Raw genomic sequence first — 12726 nt, 5'->3', positions numbered from 1 at the left:
ACTTCAAATTCGGAAAACAGAATAAAAAATATAATAAGCAAGTGCAGGGATATATGCAACTGCTCACACGCATGGGATACCCGAAAGAAAACATAAAAGGATACCTGTGGTACGTAGAAGAAGATTTAATAGAAAAAGTATAAAGAATCATGGTACGAGGAAAGCAAACTTGCAAAATCTTAAAAGACATCCGCCGGCAAATTGCCGAAGCAAATGATATCGAATATATCACTTCCGAATGTCAATACAAAGGGGATTGTACGGGTACATGTCCCAAATGCGAGGCAGAAGTGCAGTATCTGGAGCAACAACTGGCACGTAAACACATGGCAGGAAAAGCGATTACCATACTTGGAGTATCCGCAGGATTGGCAACAATGATGCCACAACCTGCCTGTGCGGAGCCGATCCATTCCGAAGCTCCGCATGGTTATTATATAGTAACTCCGGAAATACAGGAAAAACCGGTAATAAGAGTCCTCCCGCCGGACTCTCTCGTACAGGAGGTTATTCCGCAAGATACTACCATATATGGCACAAATCAGTACGATGCACCGGATACAATGCCCGAATTTCCCGGGGGCATGATCGAACTGATGAAATTCATAAGCAAAAAATTAGATCTGAAACTCCCCGTTTATCAAGGTAACGGAACCCAAGGACGAACCACAGTCAGATTTGTCATCGAAAAGGATGGGAGTATCACAAATGCCAGAATCCTCAGAGGCGTTGATCCGTATTTAGATAAAGAGGCTCTGCGCGTAGTCAGAGAATTCCCTAAATGGAAACCCGGTACGGTAGCGGGACAACCTGTACGTGTGGAATATACTGTCCCGGTCATGTTTCGATTGCAGTAGATATAAGGCAATTATAAATCAGAATAATTATGGTACGAGGAAAGCAAACATGCAAGATATTAAAAGACATTCGCCGGCAAATTGCCGAAGCAAATGATATCGAATATATCACTTCCGAATGTCAATACAAAGGAGATTGTACAGGCACATGTCCCAAATGTGAATCAGAAGTACGATATCTGGAACATCAACTGGAACGACGGCGCATGGCGGGAAAAGCGATCACCCTATTAGGATTGTCCGCAGGGATTATCGCAATGAATGCCTGCGCCAACTCACCAGGCCAGTCAGCAAAGAACACCTCAGAGATCAAACTTGAGTGTCAGAGCGTGCCGACGGATAAGGACTCACTCTTTTTAATCAAAGGTACAGTTACAGACAGTCTGACTCAAAAACCAATTGTCGGGGCCAATGTCTCTGAAAAAGAAACTACAAACGGTACTCTAACAGATGCGAATGGTGAGTTTACACTAAAAGTTTCCGGTAAATATCCGCTAATCATCCAATACGTTGGAATGGAAACACAGGAAATTGAAATAAATAAGAAGGGAGCAACTTACATTCAGGTTGCACTGCGTGAAAGTAACATGACAATGGGAGAATGTCCGACGGAAACAATAGAATCCGGAGAGATACTGGAAGGAGATGTTGATTACGAAACAATAGAAACAACACCACCGGAATTTCCCAGAGGCACACAAGCTTTAGATACAGAGTAACCGTACCCATAATATTCAGTGCAGAATAGTTATCAAAAAACAAAAGATTAAGATGCAAACTTTTCTTCAATTAGTTGCCCAAGACTTATACAAAAAAATAGGAAACGATCTTTCACGGGTCGCCATTGTTTTTCCGAACAAACGTGCCAGCCTTTTCTTCAACGAGCATTTGGCGGCACAAAGTGACCGCCCTTTATGGTCTCCCGCTTACGTCAGCATCAGTGAACTGTTCCGACAGCTTTCTCCATGGAAGCTGGGCGACCCCATCCGCTTGGTTTGTGAGCTCTATAAAGTATTTCGTGAAGAAACCCATAGTGAAGAAACACTTGATGATTTCTATTTCTGGGGAGAACTTCTTATCAGCGATTTCGATGATGTCGATAAAAATCTTGTTGATGCCGACCGTCTATTCTCTAATCTGCAAGACCTGAAAAATATCATGGATGATTACGACTTCCTTGACTCCGAACAAGAAGAAGCCATCCGTCAGTTCTTTCAAAACTTCTCCATCGAGCGACGCACGCAACTGAAAGAGAAGTTCATCTCCTTGTGGGATAAATTAGGCGATATTTATCACGGCTACCGCGACAATCTCGCAGAACTTGGCATTGCTTATGAGGGTATGATGTATCGCTACGTCATGGAAGAACTGCAACCGGAAAAGCTGAAATATGACCGGTATGTTTTCGTTGGTTTCAATGTATTGAATAAAGTGGAAACCCGTTTTTTTGAGCGTCTGCGTGATGCCGGCAGAGCATTGTTCTATTGGGATTATGACTTGTTTTACACCCGTCTGCCTCGTGAAAAGACTCCGCCTTACACACATGAAGCCGGCGAATTCATTCTCCGCAACCTGAAAATCTTCCCCAACGAACTACCCGGAACCGCATTCGATGTATTAAGACATCCTAAAAATGTACGTTTTATCTCCGCCCCTACCGAAAATGCACAGGCACGCTATTTGCCGGAATGGGTACACGCCGTAATGAAAAATGATCCATCAGGTACACCAACCCAGGAAAAAGAGAATGCTGTGGTACTTTGTAATGAATCTCTTTTATTACCCGTACTCCACTCCATACCATCAGAAGTAAAGAATGTCAATATCACGATGGGATTTCCGCTGGCACAGACCCCTGTATACAGTTTCATCAGCGCACTCATAGAACTGCAAACCAATGGCTATCGCAGAGATACAGGACGTTATTCATACGAAGCCGTCCAGGCTGTATTGAAACATCCCTATACACGCCAATTGTCCCCCTCCGCAGAAAAACTGGAGAAACAGCTGACGAAAGACAATCGCTTCTACCCTCTGCCTTCCGAATTAAAGCAAGATGAATTTCTGGAACAGGTATTCACTCCGCAGACCGGCATTTCAGCCCTCTGCCAATATCTGACGGATACACTTCGCGAAGTCTCCATCCTCTACCGGCAAGAACAGGAAACAGATGATATTTTCAATCAGCTTTACCGGGAGTCCTTATTCAAGAGCTATACCCTCATCAACCGTCTGCTCAGTCTTATTGACAGTGGCGAACTTAATCTGCAAACTGACACTTTGAAACGTCTTCTTTGCCGCTTGCTTGCAACCTCAAATATTCCGTTCCACGGTGAACCAGCCATCGGTATGCAAGTAATGGGAGTGCTGGAAACACGTAACCTCGATTTCCGAAACCTCATCATGCTCTCCCTCAACGAAGGTCAGTTGCCCAAAGCCGGTGGAGAATCATCCTTCATCCCTTACAATCTGCGAAAAGCTTTCGGCATGACTACCATCGAACATAAGAATGCGGTCTATGCATACTACTTTTACCGACTGATACAACGCGCTGAAAATATCACCTTATTATATAATACATCTTCTGATGGACTGAACCGTGGAGAAATGTCCCGTTTCATGCTGCAATTTCTTGTTGAATCGCCGCACGATATTTCACGCGAATACCTAGAAGCCGGACAATCTCCTCAAAGCGGCAGAGAAATCCGTATAGAGAAAACACCGGAAATCATTGCGAGAATGTATGAGAAATACAGTCTCGTCCGCCATCCCAAAGCACTGTTCTCTCCTTCCGCACTCAATGCTTATCTGGATTGCCGTTTGAAATTCTACTATCGTTATGTGGCCGGATTAAAAGCTCCCGATGAAGTGAGTGCTGAAATAGACTCTGCACTGTTCGGTACTATCTTCCACCGTTCAGCCGAATTGGCATATAAGGATCTGACTGCAAATGGAAAAGAAATACGAAAAGAAGACCTGGAGCAACTGTTACGCAATGACGTGAAGCTACAGAATTATGTAGATACAGCTTTCAAAGAAGAGTTCTTCCACGTTCTCCCCACAGAAAGGCCTGAATATAATGGTACGCAACTTATCAATGCCAAAGTGATTGCATCCTATCTCCGCCAATTGTTGCGCAACGACCTGCAATATGCTCCTTTCACCATGGAAGGTATGGAAGAACCTGTAAACGAGATCATGGAAATAGAAACTCCGCAAGGAAAACTGGCACTGAATATCGGTGGTACCATCGACCGTATGGATAGTAAGGGCGATACTTTGCGTATTGTAGACTATAAAACCGGTGGTAGCCCCAAAACTCCTGAGAATATAGAGCAACTGTTCACTCCTGCCGACGGACGTCCGAATTATATTTTCCAGACTTTCCTGTACGCTTCCATCATGTGCCGCAAACAATCGTTGAAGGTTGCCCCTTCCTTGCTCTACATTCACCGTGCAGCATCAGAAACTTATTCTCCTGTAATTGAAATGGGGGAAGCCCGCCAACCAAAAATACCGGTCAACAACTTCGCTTTTTATGAAGATGAGTTTCGCGAACGCCTGCAAAACCTATTACAAGAAATATACAATCCGGAAGAACCCTTCACACAAACTGAAGATAAAAGGAAATGTGAGTTCTGTGATTTCAGAGACCTGTGCAGGCGCTAATAAAAAAACAGACCGTCCGTTCACCTGGAACAGACGGTCTGTTTTGTTTTTCTTTATTGTATCATTTATTTTTTCAACGGAACTGAAAAACTGAATATAGAACCCTCACCCTTCTTCGAAGTAAACCACAACTTACCACCATTCTTCACCACAAAGTCCTGGCACAACAACAATCCCAAGCCGGAACCTTCTTCGTTGTTAGTACCGAATGTACTGAAGTGAGTATCTGTATGCAGCAATTTCTTTTGTCCTTCTTCATCAATACCGCAACCGTGGTCTTGCACGCTGACTACTGCCATGCCATCCTTCGCTTCCAGCTTCACCAGCACCTCAGAATTTTCGTTACTGAACTTAATAGCATTGCTTATCAGATTGCGTACTACGGTCTTCAGCATATCGATGTCGGCAGATACAGCTAACTTCTCCGGTTTCTCTTCACGGATTGTAATCTTCTTCATACCGGCTACCATATTGAAAATGTCAATCACTCCATCTACAACCTCCACTACATCAATGTCCTGATATACTACATTCAACTTACCAATCTGGCTCTTGGTCCACTTCAGCAAGTTATCCAGCAAAGAGAACACATCTTCTGTCGTCTGGTTTGCCATTGTCAGCAGTTCATACATCTCATCACCGATTTTCTCGGACGGCAGATTCAATATCAACATATTCAGCACCATCTTGATAGAGCCCATAGGAGAACGTAAATCATGAGCAATCACCGAATAAAGTTTGTCACGTCCGGCAATGGTACGTTGCAGTTCTTCGGTCTTATTCAAAATAATACGTTTGGCAGCTACCAACGAAATCTGGTGGGTTACACGGATAATCAGCTCTTCCTTGTTAAAAGGTTTGGAGATAAAGTCATTTGCTCCCACCTGGAAACCTTTTACAATATCCGTTGTGCTGTTCAGTGCAGTCAGGAAGATGATAGGAATATCTGCGGTTTTGGGATTTGCTTTCAAATGTTGTGCCACCTCAAAACCACTCATATCCGGCATCATCACGTCCAGCAACACCAAATCCGGGTTTTCCTTATCTACCTGCTCTAATGCTTGCCGACCGTTACTTGCCGTAGCGATTGCAAATTTTTCATTTGTCAAGAGTACCTTCAACAATAATACGTTGGACATCACATCGTCGACGATGAGAATTTTGTACTCAGAAGGATTAATTTCCATATTCATCTTATACAATATTGTTTTCCCGTTTATCTATATAATCTATTTACGATATTCCTTAAAATATTCCACAATCCGCTTCAAACCGTCTTCCAGTTCAATGGCAGGCTTCCAGTTCAGCTTCTCTTTTGCCAGCGTGATATCCGGCTGACGTTGTTTAGGATCATCATGCGGAAGTGGTTTGAACACCAACTTCGACTTCGATCCTGTCAACTGAATCACTTTTTCCGCTAACTCGAGGATGGAAAATTCATTCGGATTTCCAAGGTTCACCGGACCTATAAATTCATCCTCCGTGTTCATCATTCTCACCATTCCCTCTATGAGGTCATCGATATATTGAAAGCTTCGCGTCTGATCTCCTGTTCCATAGATAGTTATATCATGATCCTGCAATGCCTGAACCACAAAATTGGAAACCACTCTTCCATCATTCGGCAGCATTCGTGGGCCATACGTGTTAAAGATACGAATAATTTTAATACGAATGTTGTTTTGCCGGTGATAATCCATAAACAAAGTTTCAGAACAACGCTTCCCTTCATCATAACAAGAACGGATGCCTATTGGATTTACGTTTCCCCAATAACTTTCTACTTGAGGATGCACTACCGGATCACCATATATTTCACTGGTAGAAGCTTGTAGAATCTTGGCATTCGTCTTCTTTGCCAATCCCAGCATATTAATGGCTCCCAATACAGAAGTCTTTATCGTTTTGATCGCATCATATTGGTAATGTATCGGTGATGCCGGACAAGCTAAATTATATATTTCATCAAGAGTTTCGGTATGATAGGGAAATTCCACATCGTGATGCACAAACTCAAAAAGAGGATTGCTTTTCAGATGCTCGATATTTGCTTCCGCGCCGGTAAATAGATTGTCAAGACATATCACATGATGTCCTTCATTTATCAACCGTGTGCATAAGTGCGACCCTATAAAACCAGCACCACCGCTAACCAATATATTTTTCATGTAAGTTTTTTATAATGTCCGAAGGCTTATGAAACCTGTTCGTTTGTTTATGATGGCAAAAGTAGGAGATTTGGTTAACTTATGCAAGTTTGTAACAAGATATTTCACTTGTTAATGATAACAAAAGAACATAATAGAAACAAAAATGCCCCAAACGGGCATTTTATTCTTCGGGAACCGGCGTTTCAACCGGATTTGGAATACTAAAACTTTTGTCCGAGAACAAATCCGCCAAGCCGGAAATCTGCTTCAAACGAAGAAGTTCATCACGATCCATGCCTATATTTTTCATAATCCATTGGTCGGACATACCCGCTTTATCCAGTTCGGCCACGATGTGGCACATCAGTTCGATATTGTGCGAACCTCGTGCACGGTTATGCCGGATGGTAGATGCCATTCGATTAGATAATTCTTTATCAATCACCACTACAGGCAACAAACCGTTTTCCCGCTGATAAATTCGCTTGGAGCTTCTCAATACACTATAACGATGATACCCGTCTACCAGTATATAACGGTCGGTTTCGTTATCATAATAACATACGCAAGGCATCGTAAAACCATCCTCCCAAATAGAAAGTTCCAGTAATTTCATTTCAGGTGGTGCCACTATGTTGGGATTATAATCATTCGCCACTATTTTCTCCAACGGCACAGCTTTTACAGCATATACCGGACTTTGATCTACACTCATAACATCATATTTTTGAATTGTTCCATTATTTTATCTCGTTTGTATGCTTCCTCCTTATTTAAGGCAAAACCCATATATTTGCAGGCATGATCATTCTTCAGAATACATACACACATTCTCTTATACGTGGGGATCTCACGAAACTCAGAAATGTCTATGTCATCCAGATAATCCATTTTAACGGGCTTTTTATTCGTTTTATAATTGGTCGTATTCACCACTTCCAATGACACACCGGCTTTTCTTAGTTTCTCAATGGTCTCCTCAGCAAGACACCCGCCTTTCGTACGCCAGAATTCAATGCTGACAGTCAGTTTCTTCAAATAATTGCGTCGGGTAGTTTCGGGCAAAGTAGAAAGCAGGAATTGCATGAATTCTTTCCAGGTATATCCCTTCGGTAAACGGACGGTTTGCCAGCCCATAGCATGGGTTCCGCCATAAATTCCGGTAAAGTTCACCCCATTAACACGGCCTACCATCTTGCCCCATGTACTTGGATCAATCACTTTATAAAGGCGAAGACTTTCCTGAGCTTCACAAAGGAAGGGGCTTGCTACGCGCTGGCGTTCAATGTTTACACCTGCTTTATAATATAAATCATATAAATGATTATAGTCCCAGCCAAACCTTCCATTGGCTACCCAGATATCTGTCGTTTTCCAGTCGAAAACAGGATAAGCATTGAATATATCATTTCCAATTTTAGAAGTCCATCGGTAATTATGATACATCTGATATTTCCGGGCAAGGTGAATACTGCGCCAGCGATTGAAACTTTCCTGCGTACGAATACCTATGAGAAAGCAGGACCGAACCGCATCTTTCCTTGCATGCAACCATTTGGCAAAATGCATCTGAAATTCATAATCCCACATTGCATCCGTATAAAAAGGGAAGTTCTCTACGGTCATGCTGCCTTCCGGTATGTTCCGCACCCATATATCACGCATTTCCGGATCCCAAGGACGCCAATAATTCTGATACATAGACGTACAGGTGGTTACTTTAAAAGGTACGCACACGCGATATACCTCCAGAATATCCTTATTAGCTTCCAGAATACGGTCCACGTAATCGATAGTCATGCTATACTGAATTTCATAATCCATGTGGTAAACAGAAAGTTTACGCTTCAGATTATTGCGGCGGATGTAATCAATGCATAAATTCAATAACACACCACTATCTTTCCCTCCCGAAAAGGATACACAGATATTATCAAATTCTTTAAATATAATGTGTAACCGTTCTTGTGCTAATTCATATACATTCTTCTGAACCTCCCCCATTCTATTTCTCCTTATTCATTTTTACATAGCGTTTCCATTCTTTCTCCACAGAAAAGCCTAATTCCTGGAATATTTTTTGATGCTCAATAAATGTAACCGAGCTCAACTGCTTATCTTCATCCGTGCTGTCTATAACTTTCTCCAAAAGAGCTTTTAATACTTCTGCATTATTCTCCTTTATATAATAGTTATTAATAATTGCTTCCGATTTCTTATGTTCCAGTGGTATAAAGCCAACTATTTCTTTTCCTTCCACCGCAACAAACCATATAAAGTTTTCTGAAGTGCGAAAAGGATAATTATAGTTCTGTTTCAATACTACAGGATTCATAACCAATGGAGCGACCAGTTGATACAACCGTTTCTCCGTGCCTTTTAATTCAACTATTTGTGTCATTATCGATTTGTTATTTATTATGGTTTGAGTTTACATTCCCACATAAAATAGTGCAGACAAAATTAAATAAAAAAAGAATAGAGACAATAAAGAATGGAGAAAATTAATAAAATTATATTTATTAAACATATGAATCTTAAACTACAGTATATTTCTATAAAATTGCTTATTGAGTTAGCCGATAAAATCGTTGCCACAACCTAACGCATTGCCCGGCGATACCGTGGTTCACATCTGTGCCGCTTCGCTCCGTATCAATTATATGAAAATAGAAAATTTCATTTTCAACCGATTACCCAAAAGAGTAAATAGAAGTAATGTATTTTCATAACATTAGCATGGAAATATTCAGCTCTGTTTTTGATATAAAACCATTTATAGACAAATCCTGAATGGAAGAATTAAGGAAAGCATTATTTACTGATATTCAATATATTAAGCAAGAGAAAAAACATCATATTGGTGTCATTTTGGTGTCAGTGTCACCTATACACGCATTTGGAAGCAAAAAACAGAAAAAGGAAGTATCGATATGTTTATATTTAAGATAAAAAGAGAACAAGCTCAATTTACGGCAAAAAATTCCGCACAGACGGTACATGTATACATATTTCACAATCTAAATATCTACTCTTGCAGTGCAGAAGAAAGAGAATTGAAGAACATGCTAAAAGACATAAAAAAGTATAAACACAAAATACAAATTAAAAATAATACACTATTAATCAACAAGTTGCCAATAAATTCAAGCCACACACTCTCCAAAATACGTGTATAGGTGACACTGACACCAAAAATGACACCTATTCACTCGCCAGAACCTTGCCGACCAGGATTGATTTAGTAAATATATTTCCAATACTATATCAATAGTATTAGAAGAAGCAATGTTCTGTCCTGAAAGAAGCAATGTTCTATTCAAAAGCATTGCTTTATATGCGACATAACATTGCTTCATATTCTATCTCATGAAATCAACTTTAGAGCCTATTTATCAAACAGCCCAGTTGCGCAATACAACATCCTATAACGGAGCTCACGCTCTCCAACATGGTTAACAGAAGTTGTAATTGATACAATTTTGGATAAAATTCATAAAAATATCATTGTTTTGATTATTTCCTGTAGAAAATACTACCTGCACTCAAAACTTTCCTATGCAACTGTTGTTGTTATGATCCCAACAGGACGTACGCAACCAAAATTAGTATTGGGAAATTTTATAAACAATTATTTTTATAAGACATGAAAATTAAACAGTTATTATTAGCAGGAGTCGTAAGTATAGCATTATTCTCTTGCAGTGACAAAGACGATGTTTCTGTTTCACAGGACGAAATAAAATCCATTTCAGTATCATTAGGCGGGATCAAGACAAGAGCTTCTTCTCCAACAGATATCATCACATCGGATATTAAGAATGTGAACAGTGTATTAATCAATCTGACTGACGTAAATGGAAAAATCATAACTTCCAAAGCCGTCACCAAAGATGAAGTGCTTAACTCCGACTGGAATAAATTGACCGATCCAGCAAAAGGATTGAAGTTCATAAACATTCCCGAATCCGTTTCTAAAGTGTATATTTATGGAAATCCCGGGAATGCCGTAACTAACAATGTAGTTAATACCAAGTTAGCCAATCAACAGGGTAGCGAAGTGCTTTACTATGGTATGGACGATGATCTGAAACCTATCGTTAATGAACCGATAGATCCGACTCCGACAGCAGGTAAGACTTATACGGCACAAGTGACCATAGCCCCTATTGTAGCCCGACTGCAAATTACCAAGATTTCATTCAAGAATTCAGGTAACTTCGATTTTACGCGAACCATTGACGGAACAGATAAGAAAGCAACAGTTAGTTGGACAGGATTCTCAGGAAATGTAAAAGGCTTCTATATGAATAACTTCTATAACACTTACAAAAATCCGGGAACAATGGACAACCTGCTTCTGAACTCAACTTTCGAAGGACATATCCATGATGGTATGTGGACTTTTGACACGACTCCGATAATAGACGCAGCTCCGTTTGCCAGCTACATTATATATAATGAAGACGGAACCTACGGTAACCTGCCACTGGATTTAGCCGGCAAATGTTATGCTTTCAATTTCTTCCCGGGTACAGCCATACCGCAATTGCATTTAGATCTTTCTGATTTGAACATTACCGGCCTGAAGTCATCCGATACGGAAGTATTTAACCCGGACTTAGCAAATGGCGCACGCTTTGCCAACCTGGTGAAGTATTATAAAGAAGTAAACACTGAACTGACAGCAGCCGACTTCAAACCCGGTACCCTTTATAATATGGAGATAGAGTTAGTTCCGATGCTCGACAATGACTTAGGAAATGTACAATACAACGTACTGGTACACGTCACAGTCGCTCCGTGGAATGAAGAAACAATCACTCCGGGATTTGATCTGGAACAATAAGTTTCAGACTCAACAAACCCTGAAATATGAAAAAGGCAATAATTCTATACATCCTGCTACTGGTAACAGTGACAGGGTGTATAAAAGAAAACCTTGATGATTGTGAGACAACTTTGTACTTCAGCTACCTGGGTGATGGAACAAAGGAAATCTTTCCTCAGAAAATAGAAAAGGTAGATATGTATATATACAATCAGAACAATGTATTTGTACAGAAAACAGTTCTCAACCGGAAAGAGCTCAACCGCCAACGCGGCACTACCTTGAATTTGCCAAGCGGTCAATATCACATTATATGCTGGGGAAACTCCCTCAACGACACACGGATAAACGAAGGTTCATCCTTGCAAAACAACCTTGTCGGAGCCCCGCATTATTTTACGAAAGAGTTGATATCGACCAATGACAGTCTGTATTTTGGAGAAAGAGAGATTACAATTGTCAATGAAAGCTATAAGGTTGACACCGTTTATTTCAGCAGTGCACATATAAAAATGCAAATAGAGCTGGAAGGACTGGATGTTGGCAGTACACGTGCAGCCACTTCCCCCGTCAGTATAGAAATGGGGAAATTAAGTTCAACAGTGGACTTCACCAAAACGTTTTCAAACGAACGCGTCTCTTATTTCCCGTTGGTAACTTTTGACTCCAACGTACAAAAGTTTGGTTCAAAATTCAACGTATTACGATTTAATGATGATAATGAAGTATATCTGCGATTGCGCGACCTTCAGAGCAATGAAGAATTATACACCATGCAATTAAAGGACTTCATGAAAGATAATAATATTACTGTAAATGGCATCAATGAAGCTGCGGTAGGCATCCGCATCTATTTCAATGGAACCGCCATCACAGTAAAACCCTGGGACGAGGAAGTGATCAGACCGGGGATATAACCCCCAATGTATATGAAGCTAAAATTAAAATACCGGTTCTGTTTGCAGTTGTTTGCCATGGCACTGCTGCTGTACTCTTGCAGTGAAAACGAGACGCCGATATCCGATACAACCGATAATCAGGCCCGGCTAAACTTTCTGATCAAAACGGCTCCTACAAACAAAGCTTTGATTCATGGAGACGATGGCAGCTTTTCCAGTCTGGCACTCTATATTTTCAATAAAGCAGACCAGCACTGTGAATATTCGGAACTGATTCCGGAATTCACCCCGCAGAGACTGGAAGAGTTTTCACGCTCTGT

At 40.9% G+C, this 12726-nt stretch carries 10 protein-coding genes and 1 pseudogene; 6 read left to right on the top strand and 5 right to left on the bottom strand.

The features are described 5' to 3' along the window. Positions 1-149 precede the first annotated feature (149 nt). Genes BACCELL_RS20070 through BACCELL_RS20060 form a run of 3 tightly spaced genes read left to right on the top strand, consistent with a single transcriptional unit; the run spans position 150 to position 4526 of the window. The gene (locus tag BACCELL_RS20070) at positions 150-857 is read left to right on the top strand and encodes an energy transducer TonB (protein WP_007213870.1); all 708 of its coding nucleotides are present in this window, start codon (positions 150-152) and stop codon (positions 855-857) included. Between the two features lie 29 nt (positions 858-886). Further along, positions 887-1576, top strand: coding sequence for a carboxypeptidase-like regulatory domain-containing protein (locus BACCELL_RS20065; protein ID WP_007213869.1), 690 nt, complete (start codon positions 887-889; stop codon positions 1574-1576). A 52-nt stretch (positions 1577-1628) separates the two neighbouring features. Next, a complete protein-coding gene (locus BACCELL_RS20060; protein WP_007213868.1) occupies positions 1629-4526 on the top strand; it encodes a PD-(D/E)XK nuclease family protein in 2898 nt (965 codons plus the stop codon). Between the two features lie 65 nt (positions 4527-4591). On the opposite strand, the gene BACCELL_RS20055 is transcribed toward BACCELL_RS20060, so the two are convergent. The 5 genes from BACCELL_RS20055 to BACCELL_RS20035 form a co-directional block, all read right to left on the bottom strand. Beyond that, positions 4592-5719, bottom strand: coding sequence for an ATP-binding response regulator (locus BACCELL_RS20055; protein ID WP_007213866.1), 1128 nt, complete (start codon positions 5717-5719; stop codon positions 4592-4594). Positions 5720-5755: 36 nt separating this feature from the next. Continuing rightward, positions 5756-6694 carry a UDP-glucuronic acid decarboxylase family protein gene (locus BACCELL_RS20050; RefSeq protein ID WP_007213865.1) on the bottom strand — a complete coding sequence of 313 codons (939 nt, stop codon included), beginning with the start codon at positions 6692-6694 and terminating at the stop codon, positions 5756-5758. 163 nt (positions 6695-6857) lie between these two features. After that, the gene (locus BACCELL_RS20045; RefSeq protein ID WP_007213864.1) at positions 6858-7391 is read right to left on the bottom strand and encodes an IbrB-like domain-containing protein; all 534 of its coding nucleotides are present in this window, start codon (positions 7389-7391) and stop codon (positions 6858-6860) included. Beyond that, a complete protein-coding gene (locus tag BACCELL_RS20040; RefSeq protein ID WP_007213863.1) occupies positions 7388-8680 on the bottom strand; it encodes a DUF3440 domain-containing protein in 1293 nt (430 codons plus the stop codon). Before BACCELL_RS20040 ends, BACCELL_RS20045 begins: the two co-directional genes overlap by 4 nt. A gap of 1 nt (position 8681) precedes the next feature. Beyond that, positions 8682-9077, bottom strand: coding sequence for a hypothetical protein (locus BACCELL_RS20035; RefSeq protein WP_007213862.1), 396 nt, complete (start codon positions 9075-9077; stop codon positions 8682-8684). A gap of 1245 nt (positions 9078-10322) precedes the next feature. Here BACCELL_RS20035 and BACCELL_RS20025 point away from each other — a divergent pair. From BACCELL_RS20025 to BACCELL_RS26980, 3 genes and pseudogenes are all read left to right on the top strand, one after another. Then, positions 10323-11525, top strand: coding sequence for a hypothetical protein (locus BACCELL_RS20025; protein ID WP_007213857.1), 1203 nt, complete (start codon positions 10323-10325; stop codon positions 11523-11525). 26 nt (positions 11526-11551) lie between these two features. Beyond that, positions 11552-12424: a FimB/Mfa2 family fimbrial subunit gene (locus tag BACCELL_RS20020; RefSeq protein WP_007213856.1), complete on the top strand. Its 873-nt coding sequence runs from the start codon at positions 11552-11554 to the stop codon at positions 12422-12424. A 12-nt stretch (positions 12425-12436) separates the two neighbouring features. Beyond that, positions 12437-12726, top strand: a pseudogene (locus BACCELL_RS26980) (DUF4906 domain-containing protein); the annotation flags it as partial.

It is taken from the genome of Bacteroides cellulosilyticus DSM 14838 (assembly GCF_000158035.1).
In the GTDB taxonomy this organism is placed as follows: domain Bacteria; phylum Bacteroidota; class Bacteroidia; order Bacteroidales; family Bacteroidaceae; genus Bacteroides; species Bacteroides cellulosilyticus.
Note: the sequence above shows the minus strand (reverse complement) of the source record. Positions and strands in the feature narration are given on the sequence as shown.